At 53.7% G+C, this 21,047-nt stretch carries 10 protein-coding genes; 8 read left to right on the top strand and 2 right to left on the bottom strand.

The window, feature by feature from the left end; genetic code table 11:
• Positions 1 to 128: 128 nt before the first annotated feature.
• A complete protein-coding gene (locus HMPREF2527_RS03585; RefSeq protein WP_070506384.1) occupies positions 129 to 2,354 on the top strand; it encodes a hypothetical protein in 2,226 nt (741 codons plus the stop codon).
• 192 nt (positions 2,355 to 2,546) lie between these two features.
• Here the strand turns inward: HMPREF2527_RS03585 and HMPREF2527_RS03580 are convergent, their stop codons facing one another.
• Positions 2,547 to 3,674: a glycosyltransferase family 4 protein gene (locus HMPREF2527_RS03580; RefSeq protein WP_070506381.1), complete on the bottom strand. Its 1,128-nt coding sequence runs from the start codon at positions 3,672 to 3,674 to the stop codon at positions 2,547 to 2,549.
• 9 nt (positions 3,675 to 3,683) lie between these two features.
• Positions 3,684 to 4,769: an alpha/beta fold hydrolase gene (locus tag HMPREF2527_RS03575; RefSeq protein ID WP_070506379.1), complete on the bottom strand. Its 1,086-nt coding sequence runs from the start codon at positions 4,767 to 4,769 to the stop codon at positions 3,684 to 3,686.
• A 240-nt stretch (positions 4,770 to 5,009) separates the two neighbouring features.
• On the opposite strand from HMPREF2527_RS03575, the gene leuS reads away from it, so the two are divergent.
• From leuS to HMPREF2527_RS03535, 7 genes are all read left to right on the top strand, one after another.
• On the top strand, positions 5,010 to 7,511 hold the full coding sequence (gene leuS / locus HMPREF2527_RS03570; RefSeq protein ID WP_371440207.1) for a leucine--tRNA ligase: 2,502 nt from the start codon (positions 5,010 to 5,012) through the stop codon (positions 7,509 to 7,511).
• A gap of 228 nt (positions 7,512 to 7,739) precedes the next feature.
• On the top strand, positions 7,740 to 8,837 hold the full coding sequence (locus HMPREF2527_RS03565) for a DegV family protein (RefSeq protein ID WP_246824757.1): 1,098 nt from the start codon (positions 7,740 to 7,742) through the stop codon (positions 8,835 to 8,837).
• Between the two features lie 621 nt (positions 8,838 to 9,458).
• Positions 9,459 to 10,463: a type I glyceraldehyde-3-phosphate dehydrogenase gene (gene gap / locus HMPREF2527_RS03560; protein WP_012903599.1), complete on the top strand. Its 1,005-nt coding sequence runs from the start codon at positions 9,459 to 9,461 to the stop codon at positions 10,461 to 10,463.
• Between the two features lie 343 nt (positions 10,464 to 10,806).
• Entirely contained in the window at positions 10,807 to 12,030 is a 1,224-nt protein-coding gene (gene pgk, locus HMPREF2527_RS03555) for a phosphoglycerate kinase (RefSeq protein ID WP_070506375.1), read from the top strand.
• A 436-nt stretch (positions 12,031 to 12,466) separates the two neighbouring features.
• Positions 12,467 to 13,057: a DUF6318 family protein gene (locus HMPREF2527_RS03550; RefSeq protein WP_070506373.1), complete on the top strand. Its 591-nt coding sequence runs from the start codon at positions 12,467 to 12,469 to the stop codon at positions 13,055 to 13,057.
• 74 nt (positions 13,058 to 13,131) lie between these two features.
• Positions 13,132 to 13,920 (top strand): DUF6318 family protein, encoded by a 789-nt coding sequence (locus HMPREF2527_RS03545; RefSeq protein WP_246822939.1) that lies wholly within the window; start codon positions 13,132 to 13,134, stop codon positions 13,918 to 13,920.
• A 255-nt stretch (positions 13,921 to 14,175) separates the two neighbouring features.
• Positions 14,176 to 21,027: a DUF6531 domain-containing protein gene (locus tag HMPREF2527_RS03535; protein ID WP_083294452.1), complete on the top strand. Its 6,852-nt coding sequence runs from the start codon at positions 14,176 to 14,178 to the stop codon at positions 21,025 to 21,027.
• Positions 21,028 to 21,047: the final 20 nt, after the last annotated feature.

Genomic DNA, 21,047 nt, shown 5'->3' with positions numbered 1-21,047 from the left:
GGGGGGGGGGGGACAAGGCTTTATGGCAGTTTTTGCTTCACATTTTTATATAATGGGTGAGGCTGACCGCAGGAGGTCAGTGCCATGGTATGACGACACACGTACATCTAGTTTCAAGGAGGAAGACTATGGCAGAAGACTCGCCACAGAATTCATCAGGTTCTCAGGAAGCAGCGAAACAATCTAGCGACATCGTTGAGGAACAACCATTTATCCAACTGAGGGAAACAAATATAGGGGAAAATATTCAAGATTCTCAGGCTCAAGTTACTCAATCTAGTCAAAGTAATAAAAAATATGATTTGGGTGTTCTCTTTGTTCATGGAATTGGTAAACAACGTCGTGGAGAAACATTCAAAGGAATGTATTATCCAATTATAGATGAGTTGAAGTCTCAGAATATTTCATTAAATGAAATAAGTGTCAACGACAACTCTGCAATTACTATAGTTTCAAGAGATAATTCCTCTAAAAGTATCCTTTTTCAAGAGTCACACTGGAACAATTTCCAGCCTAGCAACCAGAAGAAAGTGGGAGGTGGCTCAACCTCCGCACCGAAAGCGTTTTTTGTCTGGATTGTTAATGCTATTCAGTGTATTTTTTGGATTATTTATTTTCTTGGTTTGTCAGCAATAGAGAAGGTGTGCAACAAAAAACTCATTACATTTTCTACCTTGCTTGGTGCTGTTTGTTCATTTTCACTTTTTATGAACATGTTGAAATCGCTTTTTACATGGATTGTTAATGCTATTCAGTGTATTTTTTGGATTATTTATTTCCTTAGCTTGTCAGCGATAGAGAAAATGTGTAACAAAAAACTTACTGTATTTGCTACTATGCTTAGTATAGTTTATCTATTTTTATTTTTCATGAATGTTTTTAATAAAAATGCAAACACCGGTGAGCCTTCGGTAGTTGACGAAATAGTGAGAGCGATTGTTATTCTTCTTTATATTTCACTGATATTTTCACTCCCGAAACTTCAGGAAAGTAGCCCATGGGAATTATTTAGGAGAATATTTAGTAGAGATGCGCTTAAGGTCCTAATTTTTCCTATCGCTGTATTTGTAGTAATTCCTGTTGTATATGCATACAGGAATGATATTTATCGTATTATCTCTAATCCTTCTGTCGTGCCCTATTGTATAGGGGTTTCAATTCTTGTGGCAGTTTTATTGATATTTCTATTCTGTAAATATTGCGCGGATTATGTGTCATATCTATGGAATCAAATTAATTTATCAGCAGAGTATGTGTCGTCAGGGGAAGAAAATGAGTATATAGAAAGAGTTAAAGGACATATTTACAATCTTGCGAAAAAAAGTGATAAAGTTGTAATCATTGCACACTCAATGGGAGAGTACCTTTCCTACAATTCTTTGAAAATCTTAGAGAGGGAGCTTAACGGTAAAAAAATCCACCTCGTCAGTATAGGTGGAGGGCAAGGTCTGGTTTCGCTTGCTGGGAATTTAAAAAAGACTACTAGCGATGGAAAAATTTCCAGTATATGGTCTATTGTTTTAGCAGGTTTTTCAGCTGTTTCTGCTTTCATTCTGGCTGTATTGTTATTTTTTGCTTGGGTTGGAATTGCAATAGACCTGTGGAAGTTTTATGAGCGATGGGCTCATGGTCATGACTTGGTAGAATTTATAAATTCACCTCTTGAAAATCATTATTTTATCATCGAGACGCAATTTTGGATTTTGAACATTGGAATCCATTTAATTTTGCTTTTATTGCTCCTTGCTATAAAGTTAGACTATTCTCATTTTTTCAAAATTCAGGAATGTCACCTTAAAAGTTTTGAATTTTATAGGTATTCACATCTTTGGGATCCGGTCGGAAACTCTGCTGTGTTCTTTTATGGGAATAAAGTAGAGAGTTCTATCGTTCCCAGCGGGGTGTTGGGGCATGGGGTTGCATCGTATTTCGGTGAGGTTAATGCCGTGGTGAATAATAGGTTGAGGGATGTGAATCGGTATGTTAGAAAAAGAATTGTTCAGCACATATCCTCAGTTGCATTCGATAGTTCAAAATATTTATTTAAAAAGTATTCCCACAAGCCCTATGTTTTCCTGTCTGCTCTGATACTAGGGGAGCTTGCTACTTTGATGGGTATATTTGGGTATCGAGATATTTTAACTATCGTTAGTGTAGGGATGATGGTTCTTATTCCTAATTTATTAGGGTCGGCTTTGTTAATCTGGATGCAGAAGACTGGAGCTGTATTACGTGACCCTGGTGTAGGTACATGGTCATGGAAGAGTGATCTAGTTTTTAATTTACTCTTTGGATTTATTATTTCAGTTTCTATTACTTTTCTGAGTGTAATGGTTGTTAGTATTCTTCTGTAAATTCTGATTTTGAGATTGCGATATATAAGTGCAATATCAGGCACTCATTAGGATATTTTCCTAAAACTACACCAATTATCAGGATGTTTTGGATATGAGAATGCCGCCGCACCCTCCCGAATTTCGGGGGAGTGCGGCGGCATTCCTGTATCTATCTGTATCTAGCGCCGCGTCGTATAAGCCGCGCACGCATTAGAGCCCGCGCACGACCTCCAGCAGTTTGAGTGCCGAGTCGCGCCAGGAGTAGCGGCGCACATCCGACAGACCATCAATGATGACGCGCTCGCGAACGGCGGTGTCCTCCAGGGAGCGGATTGCCTTGACCCAGTCGGCGGCGTGCGCCTCCGGGGCACCGTCAACCGGCGCGAACACGGCGTGCGGCGCAATCTCACGGAAAATCGGGATGTCACTAATCACCGCGGGGCAACCGGCAGCCTGCGCCTCAACCACGGGCAGGCCGTAACCCTCCTCGCGGGAGGCAGTCACCAGGGCGTGCGCCTGGCGGAGCAGCTGCTGGTACTCCTCGTCACTCACGCCGTTGTGTACCTCCACGTTCTCACCGATGAGGCGTTCGTCGGTGAGCTGCACCAGGCGCTGCGGTGGCATCTTCGACAGCAGGTGCAGGCGGTAATCCGGCAGGGAACGCATCGCTAGCAGCAAGGTTTCTACGTTCTTGTACGGCATGAACGAACCCATGTACACCAGGTGCTTGACGGGCTGCTCTTCGCGGGTGGTGGCGCGTTCCAGCGCGGTCTGGCGGGAGACGACGCTGCCGGGCTGCGGGGCGTTGGGCACCACGAACAGCGGCTTGATGGTCAGCTCGTGCTCACGAATCAGTGAGGCAGTCGACTCAGAAACAGTCACGACCGCGTCGCCGTGGTTGAGCAGGAAGCGCTGCGGAGTGTAGGTCTTGTGGAAGAGTCGCCAGCCCACGCGCACCGGTGCGGGCAGGAACCCGGGCGGGGTCGGGTGCGAGTAGTAGATCAGGTCGTGCAGGGTGAGAATCAGCTTGAATTTGCGTCCGGTGGAGCCGATGGTCTGCATGGGGGAGAACACCACGTCCGGCGCGTACTTGTTCAACTGCAGGGCGGCGGTCGGTTCGAGCGGGCCGGTGGGCGAGCTGATTTTCACGTGCGGCAAATCCGGCAGCATCTCCAGCTGACGCTCGTCGCTAATAATCATGGTCAGGTCGAGGTCGGTGGCGGCTTCGTCACCGGTGTCAATGAGGGTTTTGAGCGCGCCCAGCAGGGACGCTGTGTAGCGGCTGATGCCGTCGTGGAAGCCGATACGGGTGTATCGGGCGTCAATCATGAGTTTCATATTGGTTCCTTACTTCTCGTGCCCCGAGTGGTCGGCGGCGAAATCGGCGATGAGTTCCGCGGCGCGGCGAGGGGTTTCGTAGTGGATGAGGTGCCCGACTTCGGGGATCATGTCCAGGCGCTCGCGGGCGCCGGTCGAGGAATCAGGCAGGTCGCGGGAGGTCAGCGTCGCGTACATGGCGCGAGCTGTTTCGGGGGTGCCCAGGTCGTCGTCTTCGGCGACGAGCATCTGCACCGGCACCCGAATTGCGGCGGCGTATTCGGCGGCGGTGTGCGTAATGGACGCTTCGTAGGCGCTGAGCACTCCGCGGCGGGAGCCGAAGGAGCCGAAGTAGGCGGCGTGCTGGCCGTTGATGAAGCGGCGCATTGCCTTGTCTTTGGTGCGCATCATGACTTCGCTGGAGGCGCGGGTAATCAGTTGCGAGCGCAGCAGCGGGTAGCCGATTTTTTCGGGGAGTGCCGCGCCGGCGCGGTAGTAGAGGGAGGCGAGGCGGGAGGCGACGCGCTGGCTACCTTCGAGGGCGGGTTCGCTAATCGGGTTGATGAGCGAGAGCAGTGCGAGCGAGTTCGGGTGTGCGGCGGCGAAGGCGCTGGTGACGATGGAACCGAAGGAGTGGCCGACCAGGTGCAACGGTAGGGGCTGTGCATCCTCGCGGGCGGGGTTAGTGTGTTCCACAAAGTCGTTTAGCCACGCCACGTACGCGTTGATGTTGTCTCCGCCCTGAGTGTCTGCGCCCTGGCTGTTTTTGCCCTGAATGTCTGCGCTCTGGGCGTTTTCGGGCAGGTCTGCGGAGCGGCCAAAGCCGGGCAGGTCGGGGCTGATGATGCTGACGTTCGGGATGAGCTTCAGCAGGTAGTTCGCGATGATTTCCAGGCCGTGGTGGTCGCCGCGGAAGCCGTGCACGAGCAGCACGGGGTAGGAGCCTTCGGGGAAGGTGCCGTCGTTCATGCCTTTGCCGTACTGCCAGTAGCGGGTCATGACCGCCTGCGCGCTGTCACCAATGAGGGCGTCGTGGCGGGTACCGGGAATGAGCGGGCCGGGCACGCCCTCAAGAACTGAGGTGTTGGGGGAGTCCGGGGTAACGGTGGAGGTCATGGGTACCTTTCGCGGGTTGGGTACTGGGACGGCAAAGTCCCGTTCTTAATTCTAGGGGAGAAGCCTGAAAGGGCTCTGAACCCCGCCTGACGCATCGGTGGTTGGGCGTGTGATTGCGCAGGTGGTCGGGTGGGTGGTGCCGTCCATTTGGTAGTCGAGGCGGCCTCAACTCTGGCGCGGTGCGGGTTTCGCGTTACACTTGGAGGGTTAAGTTTTTATCAACCTGTCTTTATTTAAGGAATCGCTGTGTCTGCTCAGGTAGAGACCGAACGCAACGAAAATGCGTACGACTTCCGCGCTATGGAAGCCAAGTGGCGCCCCTACTGGGACGAAACGAAGGTTTTCCAGCCCACCGGTGACGCCCCCAAGGGCCGCAAGTATGTGCTGGATATGTTCCCGTACCCCTCCGGTGACCTTCACATGGGTCACGCGGAGGCATTCGCTATTGGTGACATGAACGCCCGCTACTTCAAGCAGTGCGGCTACGATGTTCTGCACCCGATTGGCTGGGACTCCTTCGGCCTGCCCGCCGAGAACGCAGCCATTAAGAACGACACTCACCCCAAGGAGTGGACGTACAAGAACATTGAGACTCAGGCTGAGTCCTTCAAGCGCTACGCTATTGCCGCTGACTGGAGCCGCCGCCTGCACACTTCGGACCCCGAGTACTACAAGTGGACTCAGTGGCTGTTCGAGCAGTTCTACAAGAAGGGCCTGGCGTACCGTAAGGACTCCATGGTCAACTGGTGCCCCAAGGACCAGACCGTGCTCGCGAACGAGCAGGTTGTGAACGGTGCGTGTGAGCGTTGCGGTACTACCGTGACTAAGAAGTCGCTGAACCAGTGGTACTTCAAGATCACTGATTACGCGCAGCAGCTGCTGGACGACATGGAGCAGCTGGAAGGCAAGTGGCCCGACCGTGTTCTGCTCATGCAGCGCAACTGGATTGGCCGCTCCGAGGGTGCTGAGGTGCGCTTCGAGATTGAGGCGACCGAGGACCAGGCTGCTGAGTCCTTCACCGTGTTCACCACCCGCCCGGATACCCTGTACGGCGCAACCTTCATCGTGGTTGCGGCGGATGCGGCGTTCGCCGAGCAGATTGTGGCACCCGAGCACAAGGCTGCCCTGGAGCAGTACCGTGAAGACATTAAGGCACTGAGCGATATTGACCGCCAGTCCTCCGACCGCGAGAAGACCGGCGTGTTCACCGGCCGCTACGCAATTAACCCGCTGACCGGCGCGAAGCTGCCCGTCTGGGCTTCTGACTACGTGCTCGCTGACTACGGTACCGGCGCGATTATGGCTGTGCCCGCGCACGATCAGCGCGACCTTGAGTTCGCCCTGAAGTTCGACCTGCCCATCGTGAAGGTTCTGGACGTTGAGGGTGCTGAGGACCCGGCTACCAGCGGTGTTGCCGCAGCTGGTGACGGCGTGCTCATCAACTCCGGTGAGCTGACCGGCCTGCCGAAGGCTGAGGCGCTCGCTAAGGCTATTGAGCTGGTTGAGGCTGCCGGCACCGGTGAGGGTAAGGTCATTTACCGTCTGCGTGACTGGCTGCTGTCCCGCCAGCGTTTCTGGGGTACCCCCATCCCCGTGATTCACTGTGAGGATTGTGGCGAGGTTCTGGTTCCTGAGGATCAGCTGCCGGTGCTGCTGCCCGATAACCTGCGCGGTGAGCAGCTGGCTCCTAAGGGCCAGTCGCCTCTTGCTGCTGCCGATGACTGGGCGATTGTGCCTTGCCCCGAGTGTGGCAAGCAGGCTCGCCGTGACTCGGACACCATGGACACCTTCGTGGATTCCTCCTGGTACTTCCTGCGTTACGTTTCCCCGAACTTCGATGAAGGCCCCTTCGACCCGCAGGCTATGAGCGAGTGGGGTGCCGTCGACATGTACGTTGGCGGTGTGGAGCACGCTATTCTGCACCTGCTGTACGCACGCTTCTTCACCAAGGTTGTTCGCGACCTGGGTCTGATCAAGCACGATGAGCCGTTCAAGGCGCTCATGAACCAGGGTCAGGTGCTCAACGGCGGTAAGGCGATGTCCAAGTCGCTGGGTAACGGCGTGAACCTGGGTGAGCAGCTCGACAAGTTCGGTGTGGACGCTATCCGCACCACCATGATTTTCGCGTCCCCGCCCGAGGATGACGTGGACTGGGCGGATGTTTCCCCGTCCGGTTCGCAGAAGTTCCTGGCTCGCGCATGGCGTGTGGCTCAGGACGTCACCAGCGAACCCGGCGTTGACGCAACCACCGGTGACCTGGAGCTGCAGAAGCTGATTGCTCGCACCGTGCACGAGGTTCAGGGCCTGCTGGATAATGGCAAGTTCAACGTGGTTGTTGCTAAGACCATGGAGCTTGTGAACGCTACCCGTAAGGCTATTGACTCCGGTGCTGGTGCGGCTGACCCGGCTGTCCGTAAGGCTGCTGAGACTATCGCGATTCTGCTGTCTCTGTACGCACCTTACACCGCTGAGGACATGTGGCACGCTCTCGGCCACGACACCCCGGTTCTGACCGCGGGCTTCCCCGAGGTTGACCCGGCTCTGCTGGTGGATGACACCGTCACCGCTATCGTGCAGATTAAGGGCAAGGTCAAGGCTCGTCTGGAGGTTGCGAAGGATATTTCCGAGCAGGAGCTTCAGGAGCTGGCTCTGGCCGATGCCGCTGTTCAGCGTTCGATTGGTGACGCCGAGATCCGCAAGGTGATTGTGCGTGCGCCTAAGCTCGTGAACATCGTGATCTAAGCTTCTTAGATAAAGAAGTTTCTTAGATAAAGTACAAGCCCCGCTGTGGCTTCGGTTCGTTTTATGGAACGAACCCGGAGGCGCGGCGGGGCTTGCGCCGTTAACGCGGCCTTTAGCGCGTTGAACCTGGACGTTCTGCTCTGCCGGGGCTATGGTGGTAGAAGCCCACAATGAGACGCCAGACACAATAGTTGTGTCGTGAATATAACCAGCAGGGGAGAGGGACTAATGAGCCAGAAGGATACTCAGCAGAAACATGCTGAGCGGGCACATCCTGCACACGAGCAGGATAATGCGCCCCGCATTGCCGTGGTAACCGATAGCGCCGCCGCCCTTGACCCGGAGCTCGTGCAGCGCCTGAGCGCTCGCGGTAATTTTGTGCTGGCTCCGATGCCAGTGACTATTCGCACGCCCGGTGAGCCGGATCGTCAGCTGCAGGATTTGACCACCGCCGAGGTGGACGAGGCGATTATGCTCGCGCACGTGATGGGTCAGACGGTGAGCACTTCCGGGCCCGCGCCGGGCGTGTTTGCTGATGTGTATGACGAGTTGGCGTCGCGAGGTTTTACGCATGTGGTGTCGGTGCATCTGTCCGGTGAACTCTCGGGCACGGTGGAGGCGGCACGCACCGGTGCTCGCCTGAGCCGCCTGGGTTCTAAGGGCGTGAGCGTGGTGGATAGCCGCACGGTCGCCGGTGCCTACGGTCATGCGGTGGTGCGCGCCTTGGAGGTGCTGAACTCTGCATCCGCAGGCGCGAGTGTTGAATGTCCGAGTCCCGCGCAGCTGGTGGACTACATTCAGTCCGTCTGCGAGCAGTCCACTCTCTACTTCTATATCCCGACCCTGGATGCTCTGCGTCGCGGTGGCCGTGTTTCCCCGGCGTTGGCGATGGTGGGTCAGATGTTCCAGATTAAGCCGATTGGCACGATTACCGAGGGTAAGCTGGCGTATGTGGAGCGCCCCCGCACTGCGGCGCGCGCCCTGGAGCGTCTGGTGGAGGTGACCGTGCAGACCTGCCGTGAGCATCAGCATGCGGCGGCTCTCACCTCTGTGGCTGCACCTGACATGGATTCTTCTCTTGCCAGTTTTTCCCGCACCAGTTTTTCTCTCAAAGCAACCCCGCGTGGTGAGGTGGTTGCGGTGCATCATGTGGGTAATGCGGCGCAGGCGGTGCAGCTGTATGAGCAGGTTCAGCAGATGCTGGGGGAGAGCTCCCTGGGTCATGATTCTGTCGCTTCTTCGGCACCGGAGTTTTTGGTGAGCGCGCTCCCGCCGGTACTGTCTGCTCATTCGGGCCTGGGTGCTGTGGCGCTGGTCGTTTATTAGGATCGTGTACTAGCCGCCTTTCCAGCGTGCCAGTGTTGACCCGTGCTGTGTGCTCGTGCGGTGTACTTGTACTGTGTATCCGCGGATGTGCCCATGCGGTGTTCCTGCGGGGTGTTCCCGTATGATGCGCCGCGGGCGACACGAAAACTGTGTGCCTGGAGCGTATTTAGCCCTCTTTAAGGCTGTGGTGTGTCTTACTTTGGGGTCGTCTGTTTTTGGGTGAGAATTTGCACCGTGTGCGAGCGTATTGGGTGTCATTGAAACCCATTCGCAGGTGAAAGGGTATTTTTTACCCTCATATTTTGCCTTGATATGGCGCGGTTTTTAGCAAATGTGTGTTTCGTGTGTGTTTATGTTGCCGTGACCGTATCGCAACATTTTCTAGGGGCGAACACAACGTAAAACAACAGAAAACAACGGGTTTTTGCCGATTTTTATGGCGCAACTCACAAAAATTTCTTGATGGAACACACCAAAACACACACAAACTAGGGTAGGATTATTACCAACAACGGCGGAACACACCGGGCAACATAGAGCACGGACGAATCCGACAAACCAGAGCCTACAAGGCATCGGATTCGTACACCGCCACCAACGCACTGACAAGGAGATACTCCAGTGACCGTACGCGTAGCAATCAACGGCTTCGGCCGCATCGGCCGCACCTTCTTCCGCGCAGCTCAGACCGAGGGCGTCGGCTTCGAGATCGTCGCAATCAACGACCTCACCGATGTTGAGACCCTGGCACACCTGCTGAAGTACGACTCCATCATGGGTCGCTTCAACGCAGAGGTTGAGGTCAAGGAAGGCGCACTGGTTGTTGACGGCAAGGAAATCAAGATCCTCGCTGAGCGTGACCCCCAGAACCTCCCCTGGAAGGACCTGGGCGTTGACGTAGTCCTCGAGTCCACCGGTTTCTTCACCGACGGTACCAAGGCAAAGGCACACATCGAGGCTGGCGCTAAGAAGGTTATCCTCTCCGCTCCCGGTAAGAACATCGACGGCACCTTCGTCATGGGCGTGAACGACGACCAGTACGATGCAGCTAACCACCACATCGTCTCCAACGCATCCTGCACCACCAACTGCCTCGCTCCGATGGCTAAGGTTCTGAACGACGCATTCGGCATCAAGCAGGGTCTGATGACCACCATCCACGCATACACCGCTGACCAGCGTCTGCAGGATGCTCCCCACCGCGACCTGCGCCGTGCACGCGCAGCAGCTGTGAACATGGTCCCCACCTCCACCGGTGCAGCAGCAGCTGTTGGCCTGGTTCTGCCCGAGCTGAAGGGTAAGCTGGACGGCTTCGCAGTCCGCGTTCCCACCATCACCGGCTCCATCACCGACCTGACCTTCACCGCTGAGCGCGAGGTCACCGTTGAGGAAGTCAACGCAGCAGTCAAGGCAGCAGCTGAGGGCCCCATGAAGGGCATCATCAAGTACAACGAGGATCCCATCGTGTCCAAGGACATCGAGGGTGAATCCATCTCCACCGTCTTCGACGCACCGCTGACCAAGGTCATCGGCGACCAGGTGAAGGTTATCGCTTGGTACGACAACGAGTACGGCTACGTTTCGCGCCTCGTGATGTTCACCAACAAGGTTGTGGCATCCCTCTAAGCCCCAATAGGCTTACGACGCTCACTGAGTGTAAGCGTCACCCCGCGTAACTAACGCATAGTGAACCCCGGCACCACCGCATCAAGCGGGGGAGTCGGGGTTTGCTGTACCAAGGCCCTTTATGAGGGCTTTGAATAAAACCCAAAAAACGTATAAACATACTATTTTCCGTCGCCCATTTTGGGTCAAAAATACCGTAAGAAAATAGGTTTTAGAGAGTGCCAATATCCGCGATATTCTGCGGAAAAACACCATATAAAAGCTATTTTTTAGGCTGTCAATCACCCTAATGTTCGGTATGATGGAAACGGTATATAAACCCACCTATCCAGGAGGAATTCCTATGGCTAAGGCACTGTCCGAACTGCTCGAAGAAGGCGTCGCAGGCCGCCACGTTCTCGTCCGTTCCGACCTGAACGTACCCCTGAAGGACGGCGTTGTCACCGATGATGGCCGCGTCCGCGCATCCCTGCCCGTCATTGAGAAGCTTGCCAAGGCTGGCGCACGCGTTATCGTGACCGCACACCTGGGCCGCCCCAAGGGCAAGGTCGACCCCCAGTACTCCATCGCACCGGCAGCTGCACGCCTGGCTGAGCTGGCATCTGTGCCCGTGAAGGTTGCAACCGACCTGGTAGGCGAGGACGCAAAGGCTAAGGCAGCAGCCCTGGCTGACGGCGAAGTTCTGGTCGTTGAGAACGTCCGCTACGACGCACGCGAAACCTCCAAGGATGACGCAGAGCGCGGCGAGTTCGCTGACGAGCTGGTCGCACTGACCGGCGAGAACGGCGCATACGTGAACGACGCATTCGGTGCAGTTCACCGCAAGCACGCTTCTGTCTACGACGTTGCTAAGCGTCTGCCCGCATACCTGGGTGACCTGGTGAAGAAGGAAGTTGACGTTCTGGCTAAGACCCTGAACGACCCCGAGCGTCCCTTCGTCGTGGTCATGGGTGGCGCTAAGGTTTCCGATAAGCTCGCCGTGATTGACAACCTGATTGGTAAGGCTGACACCATCCTCATTGGTGGCGGTATGGGCTACACCTTCGCATACGCACAGGGCTACGAGGTTGGCCAGTCGCTGCTGGAGAAGGACCAGGTCGACAACGTTCTGCGTTACCTGAAGGAAGCTCCCGAGAAGGGCACCGAGATCATCACCGCAGTGGACGTTGTCTGGTCTGACGCATTCTCCGCTGACGCTAACACCGAGATTCGCCCGATTGAGGACCTGACCGGCGGCAAGCTGGGCGCAGAGGCTGAGGGCCTGGACATTGGCCCCAAGACCCGCGAGATTTTCGCTGAGAAGATCAAGGGTGCAAAGACCATCTTCTGGAACGGCCCCGTTGGCGTGTTCGAGATTGCTCCCTTCGCTGAGGGTACCCGCGCAGTGGCTCAGGCTATCGTCGACTCTGACTCGTTCTCCATCATTGGTGGTGGCGACTCCGCATCTGCAGTCCGTAACCTGGGCTTCAAGGATGAGCAGTTCGGCCACATCTCCACCGGTGGTGGCGCTTCCCTCGAGTACATTGAGGGTAAGACCCTGCCCGGCCTGGAGGCACTGGGCGCCTAATCTGGGTGCACAGATTTAGTACACGGTTTTAGTGTAAGGAACCCCCGCTGGGGCGGTATTTCGGTACCGTTCCGGCGGGGGTTTCTGCATGCCCGCTCATGCCCGGATAATCCTGCGCGGGCAGGGTGTGGGGCTGTTTCCTGGCTATTTGCTGTGGATTCCCTCGATTCGCCGCCTGTATCCGAGAGGGACAGAGCAGCTTTACTAGACTGGAAATATAGAGGTTCCCGGCGCTCACCGGGCGGTACCCATACGGTTGCCGCGGGGGAGCGAAACAGGGAGCGCACGCACCTCCACAGGCAAACAAATACAGGCAAGCAAATACAGGCGGGCGAAGACGCCCAGGTGCTGAACCCAGCCGCCCGAGCAGTCCAGGACCACCTCGGCAGCTTATGAAAACGGCAACTAGTGAACATCGAATCCAAGGAGGCAAAGAATGACCGTAAACGCTCAAGCGCTCTTTGACGAAAAAGACTACACCGGAACATACCCGTACGTTGCCGATGGCGTGATTGGGCCCTACACACCCGCAAACCGGGACCACCCCGCCTACTCGGCGCCGGCGCCGGGGGTGAGGTACAGGCCGAGGCACTATGCGGCGAGGAACCTGCGCCCCTACCTGGGCTACTACTACGCCTGCCAGAATTACATGATTCTCGCCTCGGAACCTGCGGTTCTGAGAATGGACAATATCAGCGAGGAAATGTTCTTCCCCACCATTCAGGACCTCTACGAAGAAGGTAAAGGCTGGGTCATTACCCCTAACCCCCAGATTCTGACCATGAACCTTTTGGAGGGGCAGCCGCGCCTCATTGACGAGACGCTAAAAATTGTGGAATGGAATGTGCGGTTCGATATTCTTCCCGAAGTTCAGGTGTACCGCAAGGACACAAATCAGGTGTATCCCATCACCGATTTTGATACGCGCGGCCTGATTCGTGACGGCGCAATACACGGGACTCTACGCACACAATTCACGAATGAGTGGAGGCCCGTCCAATTCATCCCAGAAAATAGTTTGAGCTAGGGGAGGGCATCATGACGAATAACTTTGGTGGACCCGGATACGGCGGACCCGGATATAACGAGCAACGAGCGTACATGAGATCTATGCTGTCTCGCGCCAAGTTTATACGGGCTGGCGTGTTCGCCGGTGCCGCCCTCGTCGCGGTGGCTTTTGGCTGGGGTGTCAACCTGCTCAATACGATGAGCTCGGATTCCCAAGCCGATAAGAAGCGGGACCAGGAGTTTGTGAGCCTGGAACCCACGGAGAAGTACGATGAGCTCCGTACCTTGGGGCCTTCCTCCGGGCCGCTCGTCTACACGGCATTCGAGCGTAAGGGCCGCTTCATTCCTGCCACCGAGGCGCAGGCGGCGCAGAACGTGCCATACCCTATCCAGCAGCCCGGAATGGATAACTACGACCGCGCCGGCTTGTACGCATTCGTGGCGTACTTCTTTGCGTCGATGAATTACTTCTACCACACGGGCGACACGGAGCCTCTTTCCAAGGTCACAGACCCCGAAAAGGTGCTACATCCCGAAATTCTTCGCCTGTACAGGGAGAAGCGCGGGTGGGTTATTTCGGCTGATAAGAATGTGCTGAACGCCAACGTTGTTGATGATCTTATCGCCGGTGAAAAGGCTAAAAATACGAGCCGAAATATTCTGGTGAGCACCCTGTACACGACTAAGGCTACGGACCTGGCGTTTTACGTGACTGAGACGGGTGAGAAGCAGGATGTCAACAAATATTTGAGGTATCTGGGGCGTTTCTCGCTGGCTGTGGAGCATCTGCGCGGGCAGTGGGTGATTGTGGTTGACCGTGACGGCTACAGCAACCGCAACACCTACGAGCCGATCTACCCGCGAGGATTCGGGCAGCTGTAGCTACTCTAGATACCCCCGCCGGGCAGTACTTTCGGTACTGTGCTGGTGGGGGTTTCTTGCTGCACTTTTCAGGGGGGCTCTTCGCGGCTGGCTAGGGGAGGTGGAATCCGTCCTGCTGAGTTCGTGTGCAGAGTGTGCGTGTGTTACCTTGAAAGGTGTGTGATTCTCACTGTCACCGAGTGAGGACACACATGCAACGAATGTGAACGAGGATGCTCGTTCACTGTCACATCAACTTCCGGAAGTAAATACACAATGGGTTATGTCCACGCTAATACTGAAGCTGTTCCTTTTGATTTTGAGAGCGCCGAGGCTCTCAAAACACATTTGACGCATCTAACTCAAGTAATCGAGCATCAGCTCCCTGCCCGCTATGGCGCCGACGGTACTTGTGGTGCCGCTCAGCTCGCTCTGGAGGGGTTCACCGGTGGCTATGCACGAGTGTATAGGGCAAAGCTTGCTTCGTCATTTGCGCTGTTGCGCGAGTTTAAGGAATGCTTTAGCAACGCAGCTCGTAATATGGAGACTTATATCAAAGCTGCCCGGGAGGAAGAGCGTATTCGTCGAGAGATTACTGAATGGGAGGAACTCAAAAGGCGTAAGCAACATGCAATCCATGAGAGGCAGACCACTCCTTGGTATCAATATAACTATAAGAGTAATTCTGACTACAAACTGGAGATCCCTCCTCGTCCTATACCATCCAGTCCCCCGCATTTTGAGGTCTACACTCCACGACCTGTAGCTGACCCCTTCACTGGTGCTCAGGGTAACTCAGTTTCTTCGGGAGTTTCTCAAAGCGCTCTCGGACAGTTTGCCGAGGCAAACTCTTCTGCACAGGGTACTCAGCATTTGAATACCCAGATTGCGCTTGCTTCTGATGGATCTACGGTTTCTATCATTCCGCACAATGCGTATCAGCATCGTCAGGTCACTCTTTCTATGAATGCTGAACTTGACCAGGTGCAGCTTCGCGTAGCGTCCACCTATGCTCAGTTCCGTTCGAATACTTCATGGGGAACTTTTAACGCTGATTCTTTGATTGCTGCGTTGCACACCTGGATTGAAGATGTGCATGAAGATGCTACCTGGCTAGGAAAAGTTGCTCAGGTGATGCTTGATGTTGCGACTCATGGCAACCTAACCAATGCATCAGCGAAGCATCATGCAGATCTTTCAGGACCTGGGGCAAAGGCTCAATTTAGCCTCGATATGAACCTTCTGAATGAGCTGATGCATGATGATATTCCCATGCATCACCTACTGCAGGTTCCTGGAATGAGTATTACCGGTGTAAATATCTCATCTGGCTACGCAAATGACCCCGTCAACGTTGCAACCGGTAACTTCATTGAAAGCGAAGTTGACCTTCGCTCTCGTGTAAACCCTGTGTTGCGTCTTGAGCGCACCTACAACAGTGTTCTCGCTGCCCTCCCGAATACCCCTCGTGGCGCTTTTGGTAAGGGCTGGTCAAGCATGCTGGATAGCCGGCTTGAGCAAAACTCTGACAGCATCTCATGGCACACTGCCGACGGTCGTGAACTCGTCTTTGAACGTGATATGAACTCGGCTAGCGGGTATGCCCGGACTCCCAATGCTCCTTACTGGTTGGAGAAGGTAACCGAGTCGGCTCTAGACGCGGCACCTACACATAATGTGAATTCAGCCTCTGCGCCCTTCGAAGAAAATACCGAAGGACAAGAGGTGCTTTGTCACGCCCTGTACTCTGCTGTGAATAAAGCGGTCAAGTCCGCCCATCATCTACTGCCGAAATCTTTTGAAGTAGCAGAATCGCCTGAACCCACATACTACTGGTCAGTTACTAACCATTCTGGTAGCCGTTATTTGTACGCGCCTTCGGGTGAATTGGTTGCTTTCATGGAGGGGCACCCCAGCTCAGTTGTAGTTGCTCTTTATAACCGTGGCCCAAAGGCTAATGCCGATGGGGAATTCGTAGTTCAGCGACCGATCGCTTTGATTCAGCCTCTTAGCGCGCAGGGCATTGTTGTCAGCTATGACGCCCAGGGTTTTGTATCTGCTGCGTCTCTGAATAACTTCAATGAAGGTTCCTTTGAAAAACATTCATCAGGACAGGTCGAAAGCCAGCTGAACGATGCGCGCTATATTTACAATTCTGCTGGCGTACTTTGTGAAGTTCAGCGACCTGATGGTACCCGCCGTTATGAACAGACGGAGGATAACCTTATCCACCGTGTCTGGAATGAAACGGGATATTGCGAGGTTGAGAATAGCTATGACGCTGACGGTCGCATCGTAGCCCAGAAGACCGAGCATGGTCGAAATATTAGCTACCGCTATGAGCACGGTCTGATGACCGTGATTGAAGATTCCGAAACCGGTGAGCACGCTAATATTTGGCGTTCGAATGAACACGGTCAGCTTGTTTCCCTCGTGGCTGGTGACGGAAGCCGCCAGTCCATGCGATACAACTCCTACGGTTACCGTACCTATATCTGCGAGCGTGACGGATCTGTGACGCATCGTAGCTATGATGAACGTGCTCGCCTTGTCTCGGAGAATACTCCGGAAGGTGCGGTCCACCGTTATACGTGGGATGAGTACGACCGTATGCTTGCCCACCGAATTATGAATAAGGATCGGCGTGCAGGCATCCTTGCTGAAACACGCTATACCTACTCCCAGAATCCGCTGGACCCTAACCCCCTGACTATTACCCGTAACGGAGGCAATACAACTTATCTTGAATGGGACAACGCCGGTCATTGCACCGCCGTCACTGATGAATCAGGATCCAAACAGCACTTTACCTACAATGACTGTGGACAGCTTCTGAGCTCCACGGACTCTAGTGGTGCGCAAACGCAGTACTCGTATGATGCTGCTGGCAACCTGCGCTCAGTAACTAATCCTCTCGGAGATACCCAGTATTTTGAGTGGGATGCGAGCGGGCGCCTCAGCGCAGTGACCGATGCTATAGGTGCTCGTTGGGGTTTGTCTTATGAAGAGGCAGCTCAGAATGCTACGCCGACCTCCGAGCAACACTTGACAGCGCTGACCGACCCTGAAGGTAACATCACTACTTTTGAATACTCAGCTGGTCACCTAAGTGCTGTGGTTGACCCTATGGGTAACCGAACCAGTGTTGAACGCGACACCTGGGGCAACGTTGTCTCCATGACTGATGCCACAGGAGCCCAGACCCATTATGAATACGACGAACTCTCGCAGCTCGTCGCTATCGTTGACCCCTGCGGGGCTCGTACCGAATACGAATATTCTCTAACTGGCGACCTGAGCCGCATTGTGGACGCTACTGGTGTAGCTTTGAGCATTACCCACTCGCGCTCTCACGGTGAGTATTCAATGCGAGTTGAGGGCGCGCCTGGTAACTACGCCGTTGTAACCGATGCCCTGGGACGAGTTGTCTCTGCATCAAATTCTCTGATGAATATGGTGCCGGGTCTGGGTCCCGCTGGATCTTTGCGCTCTAACTCTTCTCTTGCGGGGCTTGCTTCAGCAGGTAAGCAGCCTTCTGAGCGTCCTGCGGGTCCTTGGGCGTCGTGGAGCTTGGTGCAGCCGGAACTTCGTGTTCCCACTATTTTGGGTTCCCGCGATAACGTATCGCGAGGCGATAGCGCCCTTACTGCTGCTCATCTTCCGTCTGTTATTACGATGTTTGAGAACCGTCAGGATATGGCGGTTCTCTTTGGGGTGCCCGTTCCTAAGCTGAACATGCCGGATGCCTCTATCCTTCTCAACTCTTCATCTGATAGCTCTGCGCAGGCTGGATATAACACTCACGGTCAGATTGCTCAGATTAGCTCTGCCGATGGCGGGGCAATTAGCTTCGAGTACGATGCTCAGGGACGTATGAGTCGTAGCATCAGTGTAGCTGGTCGAGAGACTTTCTTTGAATATGACGCGGCAGGCCGTTGTACCAGCCAGAAAACCCTCAAGAAAACGACCGAGCTCGATACTGATGAGGGTTACCTGGAGACTATCTTTACGTACGATCTCGCAGGTCGTTTGTTAGAGAAGACCATTCGGGATTCTGCAGATACTTCAGCTACCCCGTCGCGCCTTGTACAGTACACCTACGATGCTGCTGGCCGACGCATTAAAGAAGATACGGGGGAGAAGGTCACCTGCTACAGCTACACTTCACGTGGACTTATTGCACGTATTGAAGATAGTGTTGAAGGTACTCGTTCTTTCTCATACGATGCGGCAGGTCGCCTTGTGAGCGTTGATGACGCTTTGGGTGGTACCTCCCGCTGTGAGTATGATGCGCTCGCACGTCCTCTGCGCTGGATTACGCCTGCGGGTATCGTAACGAGCTATGAATGGGACGCGGCAGGACGTCTTCTGCGTGAAGAACGTTCGGGTACAAGTTTTACGGTTGAAAGTGCGGCAGACTCTCTCGTACGTACTTTCTCTTACGATGCTGCAGGCCGTCTTCTGACGATGAACGATGGCGAACGTATCCGTTCGTTTGAGTATGATTACGCTCGCGGGGGTGTGCTCCGTTCGGTCACTGTTGATGGTGAACTTCAGGGAACTTTTGAATATTCCTTGATGAATGGACGTGGCTCTCAGCAGGGCACGTTGAAGGTTTCGGTAAATGATGCAAAGGCAGAGCATATCTATGAGTACTCTGCATCTGGCAGGTTGCTGAGCCGTACTCGCGTACCCCATGGTGATATGAACATGAAGCGCATCTCAAGTACGGTGTCTATTGCTGATCACACCACGGGTATTCTTCGCGCCCCGGACGCGAGCCAGCGTACTCTCCATGCCTTGCAAGCGTTTAAGCAGCGTGGTGAGTACACGCTGAACTATACCTACGATGCTGATGGCGTTCTGGTAATGAGTAGCAACCCGTACGGTTCAGTTCGCTGGATACGTGACGGCGCAGGTCGAGTGCGCCACGCCCAGTCTAAGGATGTCTTTGCTCGTACCAGGGAGATGGAATTTACCCATGCTCCGTGTGGTGCCCTAACTTCGGCGTGTACAGATGACACTTATACCGTGTGGGAACTCGATCCTGTTAAGCATGTTCCCGTGGAGTACAAGGTAGAGCGTACCGGTACCCATGAGTTGGGAACTGGTAGTGCACCTGTAAGTACGTTTGTTGCTCATGTGGAACGTAACGCTTCTTCTCAGGTTGCTGTCTGCACTCTTGAAGGTGCAGAAAATAAGCCTGAGGCACACACTATGAAGTATCGTTATGATGCTTCGGGTGCTCTCATCTCTGTATCGGATGGTGTTCAGGAGCGAACCTGGACCTACGAAAACGGCATGATGGTCGCCGAGGCATTGTATAAGCATAATTGTGAGCAGGGAAATAACGCCCTGCTGCTGGAACGCGCCTTCAGCCATAATTCAATTGGTCTGCTCAGCGCTGTTTCTGAGGTGCAGTATGGTGCAGGTGGTACTGCCCAGAATCGTTCTCGAACTGAGTATTTCTATAACGCTGCCGGTGAGCGCGTCCGTGAGGTGACCACGGACGAGCTGACTGGACAGCGCCGTGAACGTACCCTTGGCTGGGATGTTATGGGGCAGGTGAATGCTATTCGCCAGGGCGGTGAAGAATGGTCACTGCACCATGACATGACTGGTGAGCTTGCCTCCGTGCATCCTAGCACTACGGTGGATGTCTCCGGTTCGTCTATGCCTTTGATGTGGGACGCTGTTTCATCTGTACCTATGGTGCTGGGTGTGGGCGGAATGAGTGCTGGTTCTGTGCTGGAGAAGATCTCTTCTGCGGAGGAACTGGGCTATGGCTTGGGCTGGTCTATGTCTTCTAATCCGTGGGAAAGTGATGTAGTTACTGTTCCTACTGTTCCCGGCCTTGGCATGGTTAGTGCTGGTCCGGCAGCTTCCTCAGTCAATATTGTTGGCCTTGATTTTATGGGTTTCCGTGTAGCTGATGCTGGCGTGCGCCGTTTTGTGTCCACCGATGCTTTGAGCTCGGTGCCGGGTATTGTACATGGCATTGATGTAAATTCGTTTGTGGGCTGGAATCCTATTTCTCTAGCTGACCCGTGGGGTTTGCGCCCGATGTCGGTGATAGATTTTAGAGAACATCAAGCATCTGGCTTCAGGCAAAGAAGTGAAGCTAACGCTGCTGGTGCAACAGGACTAAGAGATCTGGGAAGATTTTTCTTTTTTGGTCCTCTCGTATTTGGCTCAGCTGGCGTTTACTTTACTAATAGGGAGGCATGGGACGACACATTCTCCCCTAAAATTGAAGATCTAAATGTCCATAGGCAATATGGCCAGAGTGGCGATATCCCGCCGATTCCGCCCAAAAGTGATTATGAGGTGGCGCAGCGTATGAATTCGGTTAACGACAATCCTCATGTTAAGGAGATGGAAAAATCTGAAGGAGATAAAGGTTATTCTTCTGTTCAGATTGATGTTTATAAAAATAAAAATACAGGTGAGAAAATTGCGTATGTATATATTCCAGGAACAGATTTTGGCGATAAGCAAGGTGAGCTTGGGTCTATTGGAAATAATTTGGGACTAGGGGCAAACACTTCTGATAAACCCATAGATGAACTTTCCCCATATCACCGTATGGTAGAAAATGCAATGCATCAAGCCGATGTTATGGGTGTAGATCAAGTTGTTCTAGTGGGTCACTCCCAGGGTGGTGCTGTGGCATACTCTTTGGCTAACAATAAGGAATTTAATAGTAAGTATAAAGTTTCCAGCGTGGTGACTTATGGCTCGCCTGTTGCGAATCTTGAAAGCCAGAGGGAGGATCTGCAGCATAAATTTAATTATGTTTCAGTTGTTAATGCTCAGGACCCAGTCCCTTCTCTTGCTCCCCAAAATAAGGCAGAAATTAAAGATCCTGCTCAAGAAATACATGTTGTTGAGAGCCCCAACGTTTCTGGTGTGTTGGGTCCTCATGATATGAATGTTTATGTTGATGCTACTAGGAATAATATTTCGAATGGCCATGGTTATGATACTGCGGTGCATCTCGACACAGGGGATTATGTAGCTCTTGAAGATAATCCTAATGAAAGGGGAGGAACGGGGTTGTATACGGGGACGAATACCTCAAAAAGTAATTCGATTACACGTGGAGCATATGAGCTCTATAAGAGCTAAAATTTCTGTTGGTACGATGT

This window comes from Rothia sp. HMSC071B01 (genome assembly GCF_001808945.1).
Lineage (GTDB): Bacteria > Actinomycetota > Actinomycetes > Actinomycetales > Micrococcaceae > Rothia.
Note: the sequence above shows the minus strand (reverse complement) of the source record. Positions and strands in the feature narration are given on the sequence as shown.

Bases quoted from the DNA above. Each gene is read 5' to 3' on its own strand.
- HMPREF2527_RS03585 (WP_070506384.1), top strand. From the start codon at position 129: ATGGCAGAAGACTCGCCACAGAATTCATCAGGTTCTCAGGAAGCAGCG.
- HMPREF2527_RS03580 (WP_070506381.1), bottom strand. From the start codon at position 3,674: ATGAAACTCATGATTGACGCCCGATACACCCGTATCGGCTTCCACGAC.
- HMPREF2527_RS03575 (WP_070506379.1), bottom strand. From the start codon at position 4,769: ATGACCTCCACCGTTACCCCGGACTCCCCCAACACCTCAGTTCTTGAG.
- HMPREF2527_RS03565 (WP_246824757.1), top strand. From the start codon at position 7,740: ATGAGCCAGAAGGATACTCAGCAGAAACATGCTGAGCGGGCACATCCT.
- pgk (WP_070506375.1), top strand. From the start codon at position 10,807: ATGGCTAAGGCACTGTCCGAACTGCTCGAAGAAGGCGTCGCAGGCCGC.
- HMPREF2527_RS03550 (WP_070506373.1), top strand. From the start codon at position 12,467: ATGACCGTAAACGCTCAAGCGCTCTTTGACGAAAAAGACTACACCGGA.
- HMPREF2527_RS03545 (WP_246822939.1), top strand. From the start codon at position 13,132: ATGAGATCTATGCTGTCTCGCGCCAAGTTTATACGGGCTGGCGTGTTC.
- HMPREF2527_RS03535 (WP_083294452.1), top strand. From the start codon at position 14,176: ATGGGTTATGTCCACGCTAATACTGAAGCTGTTCCTTTTGATTTTGAG.